This window comes from Nonomuraea sp. JJY05, assembly GCF_043496855.1.
In the GTDB taxonomy this organism is placed as follows: Bacteria; Actinomycetota; Actinomycetes; order Streptosporangiales; family Streptosporangiaceae; genus Nonomuraea.
Genome location: NZ_JBIEIS010000040.1, coordinates 58,505 through 78,175 on the forward strand (window position 1 = coordinate 58,505; position 19,671 = coordinate 78,175).

General features: G+C 69.2%; 18 protein-coding genes and 1 pseudogene. 9 read left to right on the top strand and 10 right to left on the bottom strand.

Annotated elements, in window-relative coordinates:
* Position 1: 1 nt before the first annotated feature.
* The gene (locus ACFKCF_RS45310; protein ID WP_364253693.1) at positions 2–160 is read right to left on the bottom strand and encodes a hypothetical protein; all 159 of its coding nucleotides are present in this window, start codon (positions 158–160) and stop codon (positions 2–4) included.
* Between the two features lie 709 nt (positions 161–869).
* On the opposite strand from ACFKCF_RS45310, the gene ACFKCF_RS45315 reads away from it, so the two are divergent.
* Both ACFKCF_RS45315 and ACFKCF_RS45320 read left to right on the top strand, forming a co-directional pair.
* Positions 870–1,733: a helix-turn-helix transcriptional regulator gene (locus ACFKCF_RS45315; protein WP_394501571.1), complete on the top strand. Its 864-nt coding sequence runs from the start codon at positions 870–872 to the stop codon at positions 1,731–1,733.
* Between the two features lie 52 nt (positions 1,734–1,785).
* Positions 1,786–2,010, top strand: a complete 225-nt coding sequence (locus ACFKCF_RS45320; protein WP_394501572.1) for a DUF397 domain-containing protein — start codon at positions 1,786–1,788, stop codon at positions 2,008–2,010.
* Between the two features lie 468 nt (positions 2,011–2,478).
* Here ACFKCF_RS45320 and ACFKCF_RS45325 read toward each other — a convergent pair whose 3' ends face one another.
* Positions 2,479–3,864: an MFS transporter gene (locus tag ACFKCF_RS45325; protein ID WP_394501573.1), complete on the bottom strand. Its 1,386-nt coding sequence runs from the start codon at positions 3,862–3,864 to the stop codon at positions 2,479–2,481.
* A 133-nt stretch (positions 3,865–3,997) separates the two neighbouring features.
* On the opposite strand from ACFKCF_RS45325, the gene ACFKCF_RS45330 reads away from it, so the two are divergent.
* The 4 genes from ACFKCF_RS45330 to ACFKCF_RS45345 all read left to right on the top strand — a co-directional run bounded on the left by ACFKCF_RS45330 (position 3,998) and on the right by ACFKCF_RS45345 (position 8,374).
* The gene (locus tag ACFKCF_RS45330; protein WP_394501574.1) at positions 3,998–4,834 is read left to right on the top strand and encodes a helix-turn-helix transcriptional regulator; all 837 of its coding nucleotides are present in this window, start codon (positions 3,998–4,000) and stop codon (positions 4,832–4,834) included.
* Between the two features lie 60 nt (positions 4,835–4,894).
* Entirely contained in the window at positions 4,895–5,968 is a 1,074-nt protein-coding gene (locus ACFKCF_RS45335; protein ID WP_394501575.1) for a CapA family protein, read from the top strand.
* A 43-nt stretch (positions 5,969–6,011) separates the two neighbouring features.
* A complete protein-coding gene (locus tag ACFKCF_RS45340; protein WP_394501576.1) occupies positions 6,012–7,688 on the top strand; it encodes an SDR family oxidoreductase in 1,677 nt (558 codons plus the stop codon).
* Positions 7,689–7,810: 122 nt separating this feature from the next.
* Complete coding sequence (locus tag ACFKCF_RS45345; protein WP_394501631.1) at positions 7,811–8,374, top strand: TetR/AcrR family transcriptional regulator; 564 nt, start codon at positions 7,811–7,813, stop codon at positions 8,372–8,374.
* 78 nt (positions 8,375–8,452) lie between these two features.
* Here the strand turns inward: ACFKCF_RS45345 and ACFKCF_RS45350 are convergent, their stop codons facing one another.
* On the bottom strand, positions 8,453–8,776 hold the full coding sequence (locus ACFKCF_RS45350; protein WP_394501577.1) for a hypothetical protein: 324 nt from the start codon (positions 8,774–8,776) through the stop codon (positions 8,453–8,455).
* Positions 8,777–8,942: 166 nt separating this feature from the next.
* Here ACFKCF_RS45350 and ACFKCF_RS45355 point away from each other — a divergent pair, with 166 nt between their 5' ends.
* Entirely contained in the window at positions 8,943–9,473 is a 531-nt protein-coding gene (locus ACFKCF_RS45355) for a hypothetical protein (protein WP_394501578.1), read from the top strand.
* Positions 9,474–9,752: 279 nt separating this feature from the next.
* Here ACFKCF_RS45355 and ACFKCF_RS45360 read toward each other — a convergent pair whose 3' ends face one another.
* The 7 genes and pseudogenes from ACFKCF_RS45360 to ACFKCF_RS45390 form a co-directional block, all read right to left on the bottom strand.
* Positions 9,753–10,427, bottom strand: coding sequence for a hypothetical protein (locus ACFKCF_RS45360; protein ID WP_394501579.1), 675 nt, complete (start codon positions 10,425–10,427; stop codon positions 9,753–9,755).
* Between the two features lie 261 nt (positions 10,428–10,688).
* Positions 10,689–13,259 carry an ATP-dependent chaperone ClpB gene (gene clpB / locus ACFKCF_RS45365; RefSeq protein WP_394501580.1) on the bottom strand — a complete coding sequence of 857 codons (2,571 nt, stop codon included), beginning with the start codon at positions 13,257–13,259 and terminating at the stop codon, positions 10,689–10,691.
* Positions 13,260–13,291: 32 nt separating this feature from the next.
* Positions 13,292–13,615 (bottom strand): annotated as a pseudogene (locus tag ACFKCF_RS45370) (heat shock protein transcriptional repressor HspR); the annotation flags it as partial.
* Between the two features lie 3 nt (positions 13,616–13,618).
* Positions 13,619–14,794 (bottom strand): molecular chaperone DnaJ, encoded by a 1,176-nt coding sequence (gene dnaJ / locus ACFKCF_RS45375; RefSeq protein ID WP_394501581.1) that lies wholly within the window; start codon positions 14,792–14,794, stop codon positions 13,619–13,621.
* A gap of 21 nt (positions 14,795–14,815) precedes the next feature.
* Positions 14,816–15,403, bottom strand: coding sequence for a nucleotide exchange factor GrpE (gene grpE, locus ACFKCF_RS45380; protein ID WP_394501582.1), 588 nt, complete (start codon positions 15,401–15,403; stop codon positions 14,816–14,818).
* Positions 15,403–17,271, bottom strand: a complete 1,869-nt coding sequence (dnaK, locus tag ACFKCF_RS45385; RefSeq protein ID WP_357751312.1) for a molecular chaperone DnaK — start codon at positions 17,269–17,271, stop codon at positions 15,403–15,405. Before dnaK ends, grpE begins: the two co-directional genes overlap by 1 nt.
* 187 nt (positions 17,272–17,458) lie before the next feature.
* Positions 17,459–17,911, bottom strand: coding sequence for a hypothetical protein (locus ACFKCF_RS45390; protein ID WP_394501583.1), 453 nt, complete (start codon positions 17,909–17,911; stop codon positions 17,459–17,461).
* A 69-nt stretch (positions 17,912–17,980) separates the two neighbouring features.
* Between ACFKCF_RS45390 and ACFKCF_RS45395 the strand changes: the two genes are divergently transcribed.
* Complete coding sequence (locus ACFKCF_RS45395; RefSeq protein ID WP_394501584.1) at positions 17,981–18,862, top strand: proline dehydrogenase family protein; 882 nt, start codon at positions 17,981–17,983, stop codon at positions 18,860–18,862.
* Positions 18,863–18,871: 9 nt separating this feature from the next.
* The gene (gene proC / locus ACFKCF_RS45400; RefSeq protein ID WP_394501585.1) at positions 18,872–19,666 is read left to right on the top strand and encodes a pyrroline-5-carboxylate reductase; all 795 of its coding nucleotides are present in this window, start codon (positions 18,872–18,874) and stop codon (positions 19,664–19,666) included.
* The last annotated feature ends 5 nt before the right edge of the window (positions 19,667–19,671 follow it).

Sequence of the window (19,671 nt, forward strand, 5' to 3'; positions counted from 1 at the left end):
GTCAGGACACCTCCTCGGTCACGCGCTGTGGCACGCTGAGCTGGTCGAACCGTGGGTCGCGGTAGCGACGCGAGCCGAACCCGGTCCTGCTCACGGTCCAGCCCACGTGGTGGGCGAACTCGTCGGGCTCCATGCAGATCTCGCGATCGGCCCAAGCCATAAGCTCTCGGATCCGGCACTTGATTCGGGCGAGTCCCTTGGTACCTTGTGAGTACATGAGAAGACCCCTTTCGCGGCATTTTCAGAGGTGGCTTCTTCGCCGGACCGACGGCTGACGACCGGTTTCGCCGCAGGGTGGCAGCCCGAATGCGGCGCGCTGGTGGTCAGCCGCGGCCCGGTTTTTTCCAGGATCGAATGAGCGGATTGTCGCTGAGTTCTTCAGGCGATTCCGAAGTCCTTCCGGCAAGCGGCCTCCCTGGGGCGGAGTTTCATATCCGGGGCGGCGACGTTGCCGGCGAGACGGCCCGGGCAGGGCCGCGCGATCGAGGACGGAAGGCCCGAGGTGTACGGCCGTGTCGTCATCTCCGGCCTCCTCACCACTCGAGAACCCTCCTGGAACCGATCGTCCCCCGAGGTGAGCGAAGCTGCAATACGTTTAGCAAGGGAAGATTTAATTTTCTTCACGATTGCCGTGCAACTTGCACCGGAACTGTCGCGACGGCCCTCTGGCAGGAGAAGTTCCGCCCGGATATGCCCCCTACGTGGAGTTCATCTTGCCCCTAGGCTCTCCCCGTGAAAGCCTTCTGGCAAGGCTGTGCGACACGCCGCGTGCAACTTGCAGTGTAAGATTGGGCGCGAACGGCCCCACCAGTCGGGCCCTAAACGCCCCCTTCCCGCCACACCTTCATTCCCGACAAGGAGAGTGGACGGTGCCATCGCAGCAGGGCAGTCCGACAGTACGCAGGCTCCGGCTGGGCCAGGAGCTGCGCCTTCTCCGGGAGCGAAGAGCGCTCACCGGTGCCAGGGCGGCCAAGGAGCTCGGCTGGTCCCCGAGCAAGGTCAGCCGCATCGAGGCGGCCAAGACGGCGCCGAGCGCCGACGACATCAAGGCCATGGCGGAGCTCTACCGTTGCGATGGGCCGAAACTTGACGAGCTCTTCGGCCTGTTGCGGGACACGGAGCAGCGTGGGTGGTGGGAAGATTACGAAGACTCCCTGCCTGAGGAGTACACAAGATTCCTCGGGCTGGAGGCGGAGGCCACGCACCAGCGCAACTGGGAACCCCAGATCGTGCCCGGCCTGCTGCAGACCGAGGACTACGCCAGAGAAGTGATCCTGGCGACTCGTGGCATCGCGCGCATCACGCACAGCGGTGTCAGGAGCCGGGTCGAGGCCCGGCTGGACAGACAGCAGCGTGTGCTCCACAGGGCAGACGCGTGCCTTCTCAATGTGGTGCTCGACGAGTCGGCGCTGACGCGCAGATTCGGCGAACCGGCGGTGATGCGTGAGCAGATGGAGCATCTCCTGGAGGTCTCACTTCTGCCGCACGTCAGCGTGCAAGTCCTCACCATGGACTCACTTCATCCGGTCAACACCGGTGCTTTTATTCACCTGAAGTTTTCCGCATTTGATGACGTTGTGTACCTGGAACAGCTGTATACTGCTCACTTCGTCGATGACCTCGAACGAGTGGCTGGATACGAGACGGCTTTCGATCACATCCGTTCGGAAGCTTTGGATGAGGACGAATCACGCGTTCTTATACAGCGTAAAGCCATGCTTTGGCGACGTTAACGACGAACCTCAGAAGGGGCAATGGGGCCCCTTTTGCGCATTTGGGGAGAAAATGTACATCCACACTACGACGCCGGCCTGGCGGAAGAGCACCTTCTGCAACGGCGCAGCGGCGTGCGTTGAGGTTGCCCCCCTGGCCGACGGCAACGTCGCGCTGAGGGACAGCAAGGAGCAGGACGGGCCCGTCCTGGTCTTCACCCCGGCCGAGTGGGCCGCCTTCACGACCGGGGTCCGCGAGGGCGAGTTCGACCTGACCGCTTTGACCGCGGGTGCATGACGAACGGCCCTGCGAGTTGGTAGCAGCAACGCTCAGGGCCGTTCGGGTGGAGGCGCGACCTCCGGAGACTTTCCAGCTCTCCCTGCAGGATCGAGCACGGAAGACTCGCACATCATGGCACACTCCCCGCCATGTTGATCAACCGGTGTCGCGCCTCTTCCTCCCCAGGGTGAGCCAGGCGATCGCAGCCCGGCGACCGCCGCAACGGCGGCTCGCGGGGGCGATTCTTCGCCGCGCGGCACCGGAAATCGCGGGTGCCCTCCGAAAGCGCGTCCCGGCCTCCGCGCCGAAGAATTGCAGACGCGCCGAATCGGCCGGCATGCCGAGCACCCTGTCCAGCGCAAAATTTCTCTCTGAAGCCTGCGCCTCTTCGCGTGAAATTCGTATTTCTCCGGCCTGCAGGAAAAAGGGATACGCCGATGACATGCGAACGGCCCACGCCCCGGTGGGGACGAGGGCCGTCGGGGTTCAGGCGCGGGCCGGCACGCGGCGCCGTACGAGGAAGAGCGAGCTCACTCCCGCGACCACGGCCAGGCCCGCCATCGCGATGGAGGACACCAGCGAGGCGGACACCGTGCCGTGGCCCTGGCTCAGTGAAATGAACAGCGTTCCGACCGTGGAGACGCCGATGACCTGCCCGAGCTGCATCACGGTGAGCAGCGCGCCGCTCGCGTCCGCCGCGTAGGCGTCGTCGACCTGCTCGGTCGCCATGTTCGTCACCGCGACCTGCACACCGAGCCCGGCGCCGACGAGGGCGCTCATGGCCGCGTACGGCAGGCCGCCGCCGGTGGCGAGCCCCAGCCCGAGGTAGGCGGGGGCGGCCACCACGTAGCCGAAGGGCACCAGCGGGCGCTGCAGGCGCAGCGGCAGGCGCGGCCAGGCGAGCCCGACGAGGCCGAAGGCCAGCGCGCACGGCACCAGCATCATGCCGGAGGACAGCGGCGTCAGGTGCAGCTCGCCCTGCAGGTGCAGGGCCGAGGTGAACAGGAACGCGCCCCAGGTCGCCGGGCCGAACAGCAGGATCGCCAGCCCCGGCCGCATGCCGGGCGCGCGCAGCACCTGCGCGTCCACCAGAGGACGCCCGCCGCGGGCCGTCACCCAGCGCTCGATGCGGACGAACGCGAAGAACGTCACCACGCTCAGCGCCATCGAGATCCAGCCCCACACCGGCCACCCGAGCTCGCGGCCCAGGACCAGCGGCACGACGAGCAGGAGCACGGCCGCGGACAGGGACACCAGGCCGCATGGGTCGAGGCCCGTCCGGCCTCCGCCCTCGTCGGCGGGCAGCACCTTGACCCCGGCCGCCAGCAGCAGCGCGCCGATCGGCACCAGCACCAGGAACACCACTCGCCAGCCCGCGCCGAGGCCCAGCAGGATCCCGCCGAAAGCCTGGCCGATCACGATGCCACCGCTGATCACCAGCGACCACAAACCCATCGCCCGGCCTCTGGCCGCGCCGTGGTAGTTGCGCTGGATCAACGTCAGGACCTGCGGCATCATCATCGCCGCCCCGGCGCCCTGCAGCAGGCGGGCGGCCACCAGCCAGCCCGTCGAGGGCGCCAGGCCCGCGCCGAGCGTGGTCAGCGTGAACAGCGCCAGCCCGCCCAGGAACGCGTTGCGGTAGCCGAACAGGTCGCCGACCCTGGCTCCGGTGATCAACAGGACGGCATAGACAATGGTGTATCCGGCGACGATCATCTGCAGCCCGGCGCCTGAGGAGTGCAGGTCGGACTCGATGGTCGGGGTGGCCACGTTGACGATGTTGACGTTCAGGATGGCCAGGAACTGCCCCACGAGGATGATCGCAAGGAGCAGGCCGCTGGCCCGGGTCCCTTTCTGAGGTTTGGTGTCCACAGAGGGGGAGATAGCGGCAGTTTGCGTCATGTCTAGCAGTCTGCCGGGGATCCAGTACCAGTAACGAGAGCCCACTTATACTGGTATTGAGGGTAACTGGATAAGATTAGGTGCTTCATCCCATAGTGGAGACATGAGCGTGGCAGAGGCAAAGCGCACTGATCTGTCGGCGTTCCTGCGTACGCGTCGCGAGCGGATCACCCCAGAGATGGTCGACCTCGCGCCGGGGCCGCGCAGGCGGACGCCCGGCCTGCGGCGCGAGGAGGTCGCCCAGCTCGCGGGCGTCGGCGTGACCTGGTACACGTGGCTGGAGCAGGGTCGCCCGATCAACGCCAGCACCCAGGTGCTGGACGCGATCGCCCGTACGCTCAGGCTCGACACCGTCGAGCGCCAGCACCTCTACCGGCTGGCGGGTCAGGCGCAGACCCCTGCCGACACCGACTCGGGCCAGGTGACGCCCGAGATGCGGCAGATCCTCGACCGGCTCGGCGACATGCCCGCCGCCGTGGCCAACAGCCGGTGCGACGCCCTGGCCTGGAACGCCGCCTACGCCGCCCTGTTCCCCGAGCTGGTCAACGCGCCGGAGGGCGAGCGCAACTCGCTGTGGTACACCTGCCTCACTCCCACGCCCACGACCTTCCTGCTCAACCGCGACCAGGAGCTCGGGCGGGCCGTGGCGGTGTTCAGGGGCGCCTACAGCCGTCATGTGGACGACCCGTGCTGGCAGGACTTCGTACGCCGGCTCAGCTCCGAGAGCGCGGAGTTCGCGCGGTTGTGGGCCAGGCAGGACGTGGCCGAGCCGGGGCCGAGGGTGAAGCGGTTCAAGCACATGGAGCTGGGGGAGCTGCGCTTCAGCACGACCAGCCTCACGGCGGTGGCCGAGATCCGGCTGGTCGTGTACACGCCGATGGACGACGCGACCCGGGAGGCGATGCGCGTCTTGCTGGAGAAGGGGGAGCCCGCGCGGTAATCCGCCCTACATGGCATGCTCAATCCCTAAACGACCGGATTCGAGCGGAAGTGGCGGCAGATGAGACTCCCCCGTGCCCTCCCGTTGTTCGCCGTCGCCGCGTCCCTGGTGGCCTGCTCATCCGCCCCCGAGAAAGAGCCGCAGAGCAAGCAGGTGGACCGGCAGGTGGCAGAGTCGCCGACGGCGAAGCCGAAGCCGAAGCGGCGGCCGTACACGATCTCCTTCGGTGGGGACGTGCACTTCGAGGGGATGCTGCGGGGGCGGCTGGCCAACCCCGGCACGGCGCTCGGACCGATCGCGAGCGTGCTGCGCAAGTCCGACTTATCCATGGTGAACCTGGAGACGGCGATCACCACCGGCGGGACGCCCGCGCCGGGGAAGCAGTTCACCTTCCGGGCGCCGCCGACCGCCTTCACCGCGTTGAAGGCCGCCGGGGTCGACGTGGTGTCCATGGCCAACAACCACGGCATGGACTACATGGAGACCGGCCTGACGGACACGCTGGCGGCGATCAGGAGCAGCAAGTTCCCCGTGGTGGGGATCGGGAAGGACGCGGCGCAGGCGTACCGGCCCTTCCGCAGGACCGTGAACGGCAACCGGGTGGCGATCATCGGGGCCACGCAGGTGCTCGACGCGGAGTTCATCCAGTCGTGGACGGCCACCGCCGACAAGGGCGGGCTCGCCTCGGCCAAGGACGAGGTCAGCCTGCTGCGGGCCGTGCGGCAGGCGCGGAAGAACTCCGACACCGTGATCGTCCACCTGCACTGGGGCACGGAGATGCAGAAGTGCCCGAACCCGGCGCAGCTCTCGCTGGCCCCCAAACTGGTCAAGGCGGGCGCCGACGTGGTGGTCGGCGGGCACGCGCACATCCTGCTCGGATCGGGGTACCTGGACAACGCGTACGTCAACTACGGCATGGGCAACTTCGTCTTCTACAACTCCACCCCCGGCACCACGGGCCGGACCGGCGTCCTGACCCTGACCATCAACGGGCGGAAGGTGCTCAAGGACAGCTGGACCCCGGCCACCATCCAAGGGGGCGTGCCCGTACCGATGACGGGCCCCGCCCGGATCCAGGCGGTCACGGACTGGAAGGCGCTGCGCTCCTGCGCCGGACTGGCCGCGCGCCCCTGAACCCTCTACGCTATTTGACAAGCCGTCCAATAGGGGGGTCGCGATGCGATGGGTCGAGTCCGGTGACGTGCGGCTGGCGGTCTTCGAGGAAGGCGACCCGGCCGACCCGACGGTGCTGCTGCTCCACGGCTACCCCGACACGCACCGCGTCTGGGACGAGGTGGCCGCGCTCCTGCGCGACCGCTACCACGTCGTCCGGTACGACGTGCGCGGGGCGGGGCAGTCCACGGCGCCGCGGGACCGCCGGGACTACGGCTTCGACCACCTGATGGCCGACCTCGGCGCGGTGATCGACGCGGTGGGCGCGTCCCGGGTGCATCTCGTGGGGCACGACTGGGGGTCGCTCCAGGGCTGGGAGGCCCTCGGGCGGGCCGGGCTCAGGGAACGGATCGCGTCCTTCACCAGCCTGGGCGGGCCGGGGCTGCGGCAGACCGCTCATTTCCTGCGGCACGGGAAGCGGCGGGACGTCACGGCGCAGCGCATCAAGTCCTGGTATATCGGGGCATTTCAGGTTCTGGTGGTGCCGGAGCTGGCGTGGGACTCCGTCATGCCGGGGATCATCTCCCGGACGCTGCGGCGCGAGGGGATCTCGCCGCGGCCCGGGCATCCGGCGCCGACGCTGGTCAAGGACGGGCGCAACGGGCTCTGGATGTACCGGCGGAACATGGGCACGACCGGCGATCCAGGCGTGGGCGACGTGCCCGTCCAGATCATCGAGGCCACGCGGGACGCCTTCGTGACCCCGGCGCTGCTGGCCTCGATCGGGCAGTGGGTGCCCAGGCTCCGGCACCGGAAGGTGGCGGCCGGGCACTGGGCGCACCGGAGCCGTCCCGAGGCGGTGGCCCGGATGATCGCCGAGTTCGCCGGCGGCGCCCCCGCCGCCCGGCGGCCCAGGCGGGCTTTCGACGGTCAGCTGGTGGTGGTCACGGGGGCGGGGTCCGGGATCGGGCTGGCGACGGCGCGGGCGTTCGCGGCCCATGGGGCCGAGGTGGTGTGCGCGGACATCGACGCGGGCGCGGCGGCGCGGGCCGCCGAAGCCATTGCCGAGGACCTCGGGGGTACGGGGCACGCCGTGCAGGTCGACGTATCGAATATCGATCAAATGGAAGATTTTTCGCGAAATATCATCGCTCAATATGGAGTGCCGGACATTGTGGTGAACAATGCCGGGATCGCCGTCGCCGGGTCTTTTTTCGATCATACGGTGGACGACTGGCGCAGGACCATCGACGTCAATCTGTGGGGTGTGATCCACGGGTGCCGGCTCTTCGGCGCCGCCATGGTCGAGCGCGGGGAAGGCGGCCACATCGTCAACGTCGCCTCTCTGGCCGCGTTCGCGCCGTCCCGGCTGCTGCCCGCGTACTCGACCTCCAAGGCGGCCGTGAAGATGCTCAGCGACTGCCTCAGGGCCGAACTGGCCGGGCACGGGATCGGGGTGAGCGCCGTCTGCCCGGGGTTCGTCTCGACGCCGATCGCGGGCAACGCCACGTACGTGGGCGCTGACCTGCGCGAGGAGGCCGTACGGGGCCTGGCGCGGCGCGGTTATCCCGCCGAGCGGGTGGCCGCCCACATTCTGCGGGCCGTACACCGGAATCAGGCCGTCGTACCGGTCAACCTGGAAGGGAAAATCGGGTATGCCCTTTCCAGGATTTCGCCGGGCACGATGCGCGCGCTCGCGCGTCGGAGCGCAACCATAAGAAATCCAGGAATTGGCAGGTAACGATCGCCCATCCGGGAGAAGATGACGGGGTGTCCTCGCCGCAACTCGAAGATGATTGCGCTCAGCCAAGAGCGCTCAGGCGCCAGCCGGCCCAGCGCCGCAGCGCACGCCGCGTGGAGCGGATGCTCGACGCGTGCGCCGAGCTACTCGACGAGACCGGATACGAAGCCCTGTCCACCACCCGCATCGCCGAGCGGGCAGGGGTCGCGATCGGGTCGATCTACCAGTTCTTCCCCGACAAGCGGGCCGTCACGCAGGAGCTCACCCGGCGCAACGTCGAGGAGTTCGTGCGGAGGGTCGACCGCAGGTTCCTGACGGAGGAATATCGCGGCTGGTGGGAGGCCATCGACGCGATCATCGACGAGTACGTCGACATGCACCGGACGGTCCCCGGCTTCAAGAGCCTCCACTTCGGCGACGCCGTCGACCTCAACCTGCTCGACTCCGACTCCGACAACAACACCGTGATCGCGGGGCGGTTGCGGGGGTTGCTGCTCAAGGAGTTCGGGCTGGCGGACAGCCCGGAGCTCGACCTGGCCGTGCTGGTGGCGGTCGAGGCGGGCGACGCCGTGCTCAAGCTGGCCTTCCGCCGCGACCCCAAGGGCTCGCCCGAGATCGTCGACGCGGCCAAACAGCTGATCCGGGGCTTCCTGTCGCGCCAGCTGCGGTCCTGGTCGTCCCGCTAGTCCGGCTTGAAGTCCGCTCGCGCCGGCTGCGGTCCTGCCAGCCCGGCTTGAAGTCCGCTCGCGCCGGCTGCGGTCCTGCTAGTCCGGCTTGAAGTCCGCCACTTCCTTGATCAGGCCTGCCAGCCAGGCAGGCACCCGCTTCCCGTGATCGCCGAGGGCGATCGCGGGCACCTGCTGGAAGCGCGGGGTGGCCGGCGTGCGCAGGCACGGCGACGACATCGAGGCGGGACGGGCTTCCCTGGCCTCGCGGACGTGCAGCCTGGCCTCCAGGGCATGCAGGCTGCGTTCCGCGGCTTCGATGGCCTCCAATCGGGCCGACAAATAACCCGCCACACCGGGGACGAGGGCCGCCAACACGACGACACAGGCCAATGTGAAGGTCATCTGCTTGGACACGCCCATCACAGCCCCCTTGCTCGCGTAGCAGCAAAGCGACTCGTATATGCCCTGTCACCTGGGCGAACACGCTCAGAGTCAGCACTATTGGACGCGGCGTTACCGAATTTGTGACTGACCGGCGATGCGCATTGACCGGGCAAAGCGCCGACCGGCTCGGTAGTCTCGCGGTGTGGCGCATGTGACCCGTGAGCACCTTGATCGTCTGCTTGAGCAGGCCCTACTGGCCGACGACCACAGTTCCCTGGCCAGTCGGCTATACGACGTCGCCCTCGGCTATTCGTCGGGCGACGTCTCCAGGGCGTCCATCCTGGTCCTCGCTGCCGAAGAATGGCGGGCGGCAGGCCAGCCGGCGCGCGCTATGGAGTGTTTCCAGCGCGCGGTCGAGGACGGTGGCGAGGCGGGCTTCGACCCCCGCGCCGGCATCGCCGACACGCTCTTCGAGCTCGACCGGCCCGATGAGGCTAGGGAGGTCATCGAGACGATACGCGCGGAGGGCGGCGTCTCCACGGCGACCGCTCACACGATCGCCGAGACGCTGGTCGCCTACGGGGACCTCCAGGGAGGGCTCGAATGGGCCACCCAGGCGGTCCTGAGATGCGACGAGAACGATCCGGAGCAGGGGGCGCTCCTGCGCACCCGCTACCGCATCCGGGTCGACCTAGGGCTCCCTGAGGACGAGCTGGACGCCCTCGCCCGCTGACCACTCCCCGGGGCCGCTCTCGGCTCCGGGGACGGCTCAGGGCCCTGGGGCGCCCCGGCTCCCGGGACGGCCCGGGTCTCGGTCGGCTCCGGCCCAGGGGACGGCTCAGGGCGCCTCGGTTGTCGGGGCGGCCCGGCTCTCGCCTGGGCCCAGCCGGGTGGTGCATCTTCCTGGGACCGTCGGACGGATCCCGGGCGGGAGGCGGAGAGGCCGCGGTGGGTACGTACCGCGGCCCCTCCTGTCAGTGGAGGCGCATGACCCGCGCCCGGACCGGGTGGATCAGCGCAGCCCCAGCTCCCGAGCCAGCCCCGTGAACCCGTCCACCGCGGGCTGGCCGCCCGGCAGCATCGAGGTGTCCTCGACGCTCTGCACCGCCTTGGGCAGCAGGATGTCGACCACCTGGGACCCGACCTCGGAGACCGGCTTCTGCAGGTCCAGCGGCGACTCGACGGGGGCGCCCGCGATGCGGTTCTGGTACGGAGCCGCGTTCCCGAGCGACATCTCGGCGGGCAGCTTGGCCACCAGCGGCGTCGGCGGCAGCTCGGGGAGGGCCGGGAGCGCGGGCACCTCGGCCAGGGTCGCCAGATCCTTCATCGAGGCGGAGCCCGGCACGATGGGGAACAGCGCGGGCGAGGCCGAGAACAGCGAGGGCATGCCCCAGGTCGCCGCCACCCCGCCCAGGTCGGCGATGCCGAGCGCCTCGCGCCCGGTGGCCAGCCCGGTCAGGCCGAGCTGCCTGGCCATCTCCCCGGCCGCCATGGCGAGCTTGTTGCTCTCGGTGGTGACCAGCTTGCCGCCGCGGGTGGCGGCTTCGTTCACGCGCACATCGGTGCGCTCCTCACAGTACGTGGCGACCGACTTGGGTGACAGCAGGGCGGGCTCCCCGCCCTTGCACGAGCCGGCCGTCGAGGGGGTCGCGGCCAGCCAGGTGATGCCCGCGGTCAGAGTGGCCACCGCGATGATGCTCCGGATCTTCTGAGATGACACTTCACGTCCCTGATCGTTTTCGGTGATCCGACGAACGCTGAACGTAGTCACGCAGCCGGCCGCGGACGTGCGGCTTGTCCGAAGAGTGGACGGGACCTTACCAAAGACGTGGCCGGATGACCGGCGCATGACACGCCGACCAGGGCCACCACGTGCCGAAACCACGACGAAGGACGACACGCGGGAGCCCGGAGACCCACCAGGGTCCCCGGGCTCCGGGAAGCGCGGTCAGGCGCGCTGGACCACGAGTTCGTCGTCCCCGAGGTCGACCTCGACCTTGTCGCCGTCCACGACCTCGCCCGACAGCACGGCCTTGGCCAGCTTGTCGCCGATGGCCGACTGGACCAGGCGGCGCAGCGGGCGGGCGCCGTACAGCGGGTCGTAGCCCGTCAGCGCCAGCCACTCGCGGGCGGCGGGCGTGACCTCCAGCGTCAGCCGGCGGTCGGCCAGGCGCCGCGCCAGCCGCTCGACCTGCAGGTCGACGATCTGCGCCAGCTCCTCCGTGCCCAGCGCGTCGAAGAGGATCACGTCGTCGAGCCGGTTGAGGAACTCGGGCTTGAACGAGTTTCGCACCGCCCCCATGACGGCCTCGCGCTTGGCGCCGTTCTCCAACTTGGGGTCGATGAGGAACTGCGACCCGATGTTGGAGGTGAGGATCAGGATCGTGTTGCGGAAGTCGACCGTGCGGCCCTGCCCGTCGGTCAGCCGCCCGTCGTCGAGCACCTGCAGGAGGATGTCGAAGACCTCGGGATGGGCCTTCTCCACCTCGTCCAGCAGCACGACCGTGTACGGGCGCCGCCGGACGGCCTCGGTGAGCTGCCCGCCCTCCTCGTAGCCGATGTAGCCGGGAGGCGCGCCGACGAGCCTGGCCACGCTGTGCTTCTCGGAGTATTCGCTCATGTCGATCCGGGTCATCGCCCGCTCGTCGTCGAACAGGAACTCCGCCAGCGCCTTGGCCAGCTCGGTCTTGCCCACACCCGTGGGCCCGAGGAACAGGAACGAGCCCGTCGGCCGGTCGATGTCGGCGATGCCCGCCCGGCTCCGGCGTACGGCGTCGGAGACGGCCTGTACGGCCTTCTGCTGCCCTATCAGCCGCCGGCCCAGCTCATCCTCCATGCGCAGCAGCTTGGCCGTCTCGGCCTCCAGGAGCCGCCCTGCGGGGATGCCGGTCCACGACGAGATCACCTCGGCGATGTCGTCGGCCCCGACCTCCTCCTTGACCATGGCGTTGTCCGGCGGCGCGGCCTCGGAGGCGGCCTTCAGCGCCTGCTCCAGCCGGGGCACCTCGGCGTACATGAGCCTGGACGCGGCCTCGAAGTCGCCGTCGCGCTGCGCCCGCTCGGCGGCGCCGCGCGCCTCGTCGAGCTGCTTCTTCAGCTCGCCGACCTTGTTGAGCCCGGCCTTCTCGTGCTCCCAGCGGCCGACGAGGGCGTTGAGCTCCTCCTGGCGGTCGGCCAGCTCCTTGCGCAGGCGTTCGAGCCGCTGGACGGAGGCCTCGTCGGTCTCCTTGGAAAGGGCCAGCTCCTCCATCTTCATCCGGTCGACGTTGCGCTGGAGCTGGTCGATCTCCACGGGACGGGAGTCGATCTCCATGCGCAGCCGCGAGGCGGCCTCGTCGACCAGGTCGATGGCCTTGTCGGGGAGGAAGCGGTTGGTGATGTAGCGGTCGGACAGCGCGGCGGCGGCCACCAGCGCGCTGTCGGCGATCTGCACCTGGTGGTGGGCCTCGTAGCGGCTCTTGAGCCCGCGCAGGATCGCGATCGTGTCCTCGACCGAGGGCTCGCCCACGTAGACCTGCTGGAAGCGGCGCTCCAGCGCCGGGTCCTTCTCGATGCGCTCGCGGTATTCGTCGAGCGTGGTCGCGCCGATCATGCGCAGCTCGCCGCGGGCCAGCATCGGCTTGAGCATGTTGCCGGCGTCCATCGCGCCCTCGGCGGCCCCGGCGCCGACGACGGTGTGCAACTCGTCGATGAACGTCACGATCTGCCCGTCGCTCTCCTTGATCTCGGAGAGCACGGCCTTGAGCCGCTCCTCGAACTCGCCGCGGTATTTCGCGCCGGCCACCATCGCGCCCAGGTCGAGCGAGATCAGCCGCTTGTTGCGCAGCGACTCGGGCACGTCACCGGCCACGATGCGCTGGGCCAGGCCCTCGACGACCGCGGTCTTGCCGACGCCGGGCTCGCCGATGAGCACCGGGTTGTTCTTGGTGCGCCGGCTGAGGACCTGGACGACGCGGCGGATCTCGGAGTCGCGGCCGATGACGGGGTCGAGCTTGCCGGCGCGGGCCCGCTCGGTCAGGTCGACGCCGTACTTCTCCAGCGCCTGGTAGGTGTCCTCAGGGGTCTCGCTGGTGACGCGGGCGTGCCCGCGCACCTTCTCGAACGCGTCGAGCAGCGCCTGCGGCGTCGCGCCCTGCGACTTGAGCAGCTCGGCCACCTGGCCGCCGTCGGCGGCCAGGCCGACCAGGAGGTGCTCGGTGGAGACGTAGAGGTCTTCGAGCCGGTTGGCGTGCTGGGCGGCGGTGTTGAGCACCGTGAGGAGCTGGCGTGAGCTCGACGGCGCCCCCACCGTCGCGCCCTGCGCCTTCGGCAGCGCCGCGAGCTGCTCCTCCGCCCGGGCCCGCAGCGTGCGCCAGTCGGCGCCGACGGCTTCGAGCAGGGGTGCGGCGGTGCCGCCCGTCTGGGAGAGCAGGGTGGTCAGCAGGTGAGCCGGGGAGATCTCAGGGTTGCCTTCCGCGGCGGCGCGCCGCATGGCACCCGAGAGCGCTTCCTGGCTCTTCTGGGTGAGCTTGTAGTCCATTCTTTCTATGCCCCCGGTGGCAGCTCATATCGGATCAACGCTCTGACCATGCGCATCTCGGCACGCAGGCGGTGAACCTCCTCACGCAGCCGCAGAGCTTCGTTCTCGAGCTCGAGGATCCGCTTGATGCCCGCGAGGTTGATGCCCTCCTCCTGGGAGAGCCGCTGCACCTCGCGCAGCTGGATGATGTCGCGGGTCGAGTAGAGGCGGCCGCGCCCCGCCGTGCGCCCAGGACTGACCAGGCCCAGCCGGTCGTACTGGCGCAGCGTCTGCGGGTGGAGCCCCGACAGCTGCGCGGCCACCGAGATCACGTAGACAGGTGTGTCATCTGACAGGTCGAAATAGTTGGCGTCCATCGGCTACTCGCTTCTGGCTCGCTGAATCAGCTCAGCGCGCGGGTCTTCGCCCGCGGTCGCGGTGTTGAACTCGTTGAGGAGCTCACGTGACTTGTCGTCGAGCGTCTTCGGCACCACCACCTCGACCGTGGCCAGCAGGTCTCCCTTGGTGCCGTCCTTGCGGGTCACGCCCCTGCCGCGCACGCGGAACGTGCGCCCGTTGGGCGTGCCCGTGGGAATGCGCAGCGTGACCGGCATGCCCTTGAGGATCGGCACCTTGATCTCCGCACCGAGCGCCGCCTCCGTGAACGTCACCGGCACGGTGATCGTCAGGTTGTCACCCGACCGGCCGAAGACGGCGTGCGGCTTCACGTGCGTGAGGATGTAGAGGTCGCCCGCGGGCCCGCCGTTCTCGCCCGGCGCCCCCTTGGCCTTGAGCTTGACCCGCTGGCCGTCGGCCACGCCGGCGGGGATGCGGGCCTGGATGGTGCGGGTGCTCTTGGCCCGGCCGCTGCCCTCGCACACGGGGCAGGGGTCGTCCACGATCAGCCCGCGTCCCTTGCAGTCGCGGCAGGGCTCGGAGAAGGCGAAGTTGCCCAGGTTGCGGCTGGCCGCGCCCGTGCCCTCGCAGGTGGGGCAGACCCTGGGGGTCGTGCCCGCCCTGGCGCCGGTGCCGGTGCACGCGGCGCAGGCGGCCGAGCTGGTCAGCCTGAGCGACACCGTGGTGCCCTCGACCGCCTCGGTGAACGTCAGCGTGACCTCGGACTCGATGTCCTGGCCACGCCTCGGCCTGGAGGTGGTGGTCGTACGGGTGGTGCCGCCGCCGCGGTTGAACAGCCCGCCGAACAGGTCGCCGAGCCGCTCGCCCGCACCACCGCCGGTGCTCTGTCCGGTGCCCCCGAACAGGTCACCGAAGTCGAACGGGAAACCGCCACCACCGGGCCGCTGGCCGCCCACTCCCGACCCGAACAGCGTGCGCGCCTCGTCGTACTCCTTGCGGCGCTTGGTGTCGGACAGGACGTCGTAAGCCTCGGAGACCTCCTTGAACTTGGTCTCCTTGGTCACGTCACCCTGGTTGGTGTCGGGGTGGTACTGCCTGGCCAGCTTCCGGTAAGCCTTCTTGATCTCTTCGGCAGTGGCGGTCTTGGGCACACCAAGGACGGCGTAGTAGTCCTTTTCCAGGTAGTCCTTGGTGCTCATCTACGGCCCTTCGTCCTCGTGTCAGTTTTCGTCGTCGTCATTGGACGCGGGAGTGGCGTCCCCGGGCTCGGCGACGGCCACCCGCGCCGGGCGCAGCACCCTGTCACCCATCCGGTATCCAGGCTGCAGCACCTCGATCGCGGTCGGCTCGGTGACGTCGGATGAGTAGCTGTGCATCAGCGCCTCGTGGACGGTCGGGTCGAACGGCTCACCCTTCTGCCCGAAGGCGCTGAGGCCGAGCTTGGTGACGGCCGCCTCCAGCGACTCGGCCACCTTCGCGAAGCCCCCGGTGAGCTCGCCGTGGTCGCGAGCCCGGCCGATGTCGTCGAGCACGGGCAGGAGCTCCACCAGCGCGCCCGCGACAGCCTGCTCCCTGACCGCGGCCCGGTCGCGCTCGACCCGCTTGCGGTAGTTCACGTATTCGGCCTGGAGCCGCTGCAGGTCCGCGGTCCGCTCGGCGAGCTGGGCCTCCAGCTCGCCGTTGACCGCCGACGGCGGCTGGACCGCCTGGTCGGCGACGGTGGCGTCCCTGACCTGTCCCGTCTCCGGGTCGATCTTGCGGTTGTCGCGGATCACCGGCTCGTCATGCCCGTTTTCGCGCGGCGGCATCACTTGTCCTTCTTCGGCTCGTCGTCGACGATCTCGGCCTCGACCACGTCCTCGTCGGCCTTCTGGCCCTCACCGGCGGCGGCGTCCTGCGGGGCGCCCTCGCCACCGGCCTGCTGGCCCTGGCTCGCGGCGTAGATCGCCGAACCCATCTTCTGGCTGACCGTGGCGAGCTTCTCCGCGGAGGTGCGGATGACGTCGGTGTCGGTGCCCTCCAGAGCCTTCTTCAGCTCGGACAGGGCGTCGTTGACCTCGGTCTTGATGTCGCCGGGAACCTTGTCGTCGTTCTCGCGGAGGAACTTCTCCGTCTGGTAGGCGAGCCCGTCCGCGTTGTTGCGGACCTCGGCCTCCTCGCGGCGCTTCTTGTCCTCCTCGGCGTACGACTCGGCCTCGCGCATCATCCGCTCGATGTCGTCCTTCGGCAGCGCGGAGCCGCCGGTGATCGTCATCGACTGCTCCTTGCCCGTGCCCAGGTCCTTGGCGGAGACGTTGACGATGCCGTTGGCGTCGATGTCGAAGGTGACCTCGATCTGCGGGATGCCGCGGGGAGCCGGCGCGATGCCGGTCAGCTCGAAGGTCGCCAGCTTCTTGTTGTAGGAGGCGATCTCGCGCTCACCCTGGAAGACCTGGATCTGCACCGACGGCTGGTTGTCCTCAGCCGTGGTGAAGACCTCGGAGCGCTTGGTCGGGATCGTCGTGTTGCGCTCAATGATCTTGGTGAAGATGCCGCCCTTGGTCTCGATGCCCAGCGACAGCGGGGTCACGTCGAGCAGCAGGACGTCCTTGACCTCACCCTTGAGCACACCGGCCTGCAGGGCGGCGCCGATGGCGACGACCTCGTCGGGGTTGACGCCCTTGTTGGGCTCCTTGCCCCCGGTCAGCTCCCTGACCAGCTCGGTCACGGCGGGCATGCGGGTCGAGCCGCCGACGAGCACCACGTGGGCGATGTCGGAGACCTTGATGCCGGCGTCCTTGATGACCTGGTGGAACGGGCCCTTGGTCCGCTCGAGCAGGTCGGCCGTCAGGCGCTGGAACTCGGAGCGCGTCAGCTTCTCGTCGAGGTGCAGCGGGCCCTCGGACGAGGCCGTGATGTAGGGCAGGTTGATGTTGGTCTCGGACTGGCTGGACAGCTCGATCTTGGCCTTCTCGGCCGCCTCGCGCAGGCGCTGGAGCGCCATCTTGTCCTTGGACAGGTCGACGCCGTGCGCGTTCTGGAAGCGCTTGACGAGCTCGTCGACGACGCGCTGGTCCCAGTCGTCACCACCGAGGTGGTTGTCGCCGGAGGTGGCCTTGACCTCGACGAAGCCGTGGCCGTCCTCCTGGCCGACGTCGAGCAGCGACACGTCGAAGGTGCCGCCACCGAGGTCGAAGACCAGGATGGTCTGGTCCTGCTCCTTGTCGAGCCCGTAGGCGAGGGCCGCCGCGGTCGGCTCGTTGATGATGCGGAGCACGTTGAGGCCCGCCACCGTGCCGGCCTCCTTGGTGGCCTGGCGCTGGGCGTCGTTGAAGTAGGCGGGAACGGTGACCACCGCGTCGGTGATCTTCTCGCCGAGGTAGGCCTCCGCGTCCTGCTTCAGCTTCTGCAGGACGAAGGCGCTGATCTGCTGGGGCGAGAACTTCTTGCCGTCGATCTCCTGGGACCAGTTGGTGCCCATCTCGCGCTTGACCGATCGGATCGTCCGGTCCACATTGGTGACGGCCTGCCGCTTGGCGACCTCACCGACGAGGACCTCGCCGTTCTTCGCGAAGGCGACCACGGACGGCGTGGTCCGCGAGCCCTGCGCGTTGGCGATGACGGTGGGCTCACCGCCCTCGAGGATCGAGACGACGGAGTTGGTCGTCCCAAGGTCGATACCTACCGCACGTGCCATGAGTACGTCCTTGTAGTCAAAGTTGAGTCGTGTGGACTCAAGTTACGAATGCCGGTCGTCTTTGTCAAACGACTTGAGCCTACTCGACTCAACCCTCGTGAGTGCGCCGGCATTCCCTCTAACGGGGACGGATCCGCAGAAGGTTCCTGGGCATGAAGACGCCCCGGCACCGGGCCGGGGCGTCGGGCTACTTGGCGCCGTCGACGATCTTGCGCTTGCCGATCGGCTTCTTGAGCGTGATCGTCGTGGTCTTCTCGATCGCGATCATGATGCACGACACGTTCTTGGCCTTGGGCGAGGTGCCCTCGTACAGGGTGACCGTGACGTGCTTGGTCCCCTCCTTGACCTTGACGCGGTCCAGGACCGTGCAGGGGGCGACGCCCGACCACCAGGTGAGCTGGACCTTCCTCTTGGAGACCGCCTTGGCCTTGGTCCAGCGGACCTTGTGGACGTTGATGGCGTTGCCGGTCGGCCTGACCGGCTCAGGGCCCTTCTTGGGGCCTGTCGTCGGAGTGGTGGTGACCGGGGCGGCCACGGCGGGCGGTTTGGCCGGGACCGCCGTGGAGGCCCGCTCGGCGGGTGGCGCCGCGCCGCAACTCGTCGCGAGCACCAGACAACCGGCCAGGAGAGTCGCAGTCATTGCACGCATACCTCTTCGACGGACAGGAGTGTTCCGCGGTTCATCATGCCCCGGTCTAGTGTGGTTCACGTGCTCCGTCACGCATTGTTGGCCATCTCCAAGAGTGAGCGCGCCGAGCGCCTCATCTCGACGTCGCCGCTGACCGCGGGCGTGGTCAGGCGCTACGTCGCCGATGACGTGGGCGAGGTGATCGGCGAGCTGACCCGCAGGGGGCTGCTCGTCACCGTCGACCACCTCGGCGAGGAGGTGACCGACCAGGCGCAGGCCGAGCAGGGGGTCGCCGAACACCTGCGGCTGCTGGCCCTGCTGCCCGCCGGCGCCGACGTGTCGGTCAAGCTCACGGCGCTCGGGCTGCGGCTGTCGGAGCGGCTCGCGCTCGACCACGCCGCCGCGATCTGCCGGGCCGCCGCGGCCCGGAACGTCACGGTGACGCTCGACGCCGAGGAGCACGACACGATCCCGGCCCTGCACGCCGTGCACGCCGCGCTGCGCAGGGACCATCCCGACGTGGGCGTGGTGGTGCAGGCGTACCTGCCGGACTCGCTGGAGCGCTGCGAGAAGCTCGGCGGGGCCCGGGTGCGCCTGTGCAAGGGCGCCTACACCGCCCCCGGGGCCTACACCAGGCCCGCCGACATCGACCGCGCCTTCGTACGGTGCCTGAGGATCCTGATGGCCGGCACCGGCTACCCCATGGTCGCCACCCACGACCCCAGGCTCGTGCGGATCGCCTCCACGCTCGCCGTCCTGGAGGGCCGCGACGTGACCGGCTACGAGCACCAGATGCTCTACGGCGTGCGCCCCGACGAGCAGCTGCGCCTGGCCGGACAGGGCACCAGGATGCGCGTCTACGTCCCCTACGGCTCCGACTGGTACCCCTACCTCATGCGCCGCCTGGCCGAACGCCCCCGCAACCTGGCCTTCTTCCTCAGGTCGCTGGTGAGCCGAGGGTAGGCTGCCCCAATGATTGCGATTCTGGGCACGGGCAAGATGGGCGAGGCCCTGCTGTCCGGTCTGCTGCGCGCCGGGTTCAAGCCCGGCGACATCATGGCGACCAGCCGCCGGGCCGAGCGGGCGCAGGCGCTGCGCGAGACGTACGGCGTGCGCACCGTCTCCAACTCCGAGGCCGCCAAGGTCGCCGACACCCTCATCCTGGCCGTCAAGCCGCAGGACATGGCCACGCTGCTGGCCGAGATCGCCCCGTACGTGCCCGCCGACCGGCTGGTGATCAGCGCCGCGGCCGGCATCACGACGGCGTTCGTGGAGCAGCGGCTCGGGGTGGACGTGCCCGTGGTCCGGGTGATGTCCAACACGCCGATCAGGTTCGACGAGGCGATGAGCGTGATCTCGGCGGGCGCCCACGCGGGCGAGGAGCACCTCAAGCGCACCGAGGGCCTGCTCAGCCCGGTCGGCAAGGTGCTGCGCATCCCCGAGTCCCAGCAGGACGCCGCCACGGCCCTGTCCGGCAGCGGCCCGGCCTACTTCTTCTACCTGGTCGAGGCCATGGTCGACGCGGGCATCCTGCTCGGCATGCCGCGGGCCGCCGCGCTCGACATGGTCATCCAGTCGATCGTCGGTGCCGCCGTGATGCTGCGCGACTCGGGCGAGCACCCGGTGATCCTGCGCGAGGCCGTCACCTCGCCGGGCGGCACGACCATCGCCGCCATCGCGGAGCTGGAGCGGCACAGCGTGCGGGCCGCGTTCCTGGCCGCGATCGAGGCCGCCCGTGACCGGGGGCGCCAGCTCGCCTCCGGCTGAGAGAC

Coding starts and splice junctions, on each gene's coding strand:
- ACFKCF_RS45345 (WP_394501631.1), top strand. CDS start 7,811: ATGCTCGACGCGTGCGCCGAGCTACTCGACGAGACCGGATACGAAGCC.
- dnaJ (WP_394501581.1), bottom strand. CDS start 14,794: ATGAGCACCAAGGACTACCTGGAAAAGGACTACTACGCCGTCCTTGGT.
- ACFKCF_RS45350 (WP_394501577.1), bottom strand. CDS start 8,776: ATGGGCGTGTCCAAGCAGATGACCTTCACATTGGCCTGTGTCGTCGTG.
- ACFKCF_RS45335 (WP_394501575.1), top strand. CDS start 4,895: ATGAGACTCCCCCGTGCCCTCCCGTTGTTCGCCGTCGCCGCGTCCCTG.
- ACFKCF_RS45390 (WP_394501583.1), bottom strand. CDS start 17,911: ATGACTGCGACTCTCCTGGCCGGTTGTCTGGTGCTCGCGACGAGTTGC.
- clpB (WP_394501580.1), bottom strand. CDS start 13,259: ATGGACTACAAGCTCACCCAGAAGAGCCAGGAAGCGCTCTCGGGTGCC.
- ACFKCF_RS45320 (WP_394501572.1), top strand. CDS start 1,786: ATGTACATCCACACTACGACGCCGGCCTGGCGGAAGAGCACCTTCTGC.
- ACFKCF_RS45310 (WP_364253693.1), bottom strand. CDS start 160: ATGGCTTGGGCCGATCGCGAGATCTGCATGGAGCCCGACGAGTTCGCC.
- dnaK (WP_357751312.1), bottom strand. CDS start 17,271: ATGGCACGTGCGGTAGGTATCGACCTTGGGACGACCAACTCCGTCGTC.
- proC (WP_394501585.1), top strand. CDS start 18,872: ATGATTGCGATTCTGGGCACGGGCAAGATGGGCGAGGCCCTGCTGTCC.
- ACFKCF_RS45340 (WP_394501576.1), top strand. CDS start 6,012: ATGCGATGGGTCGAGTCCGGTGACGTGCGGCTGGCGGTCTTCGAGGAA.
- ACFKCF_RS45330 (WP_394501574.1), top strand. CDS start 3,998: ATGAGCGTGGCAGAGGCAAAGCGCACTGATCTGTCGGCGTTCCTGCGT.
- grpE (WP_394501582.1), bottom strand. CDS start 15,403: ATGCCGCCGCGCGAAAACGGGCATGACGAGCCGGTGATCCGCGACAAC.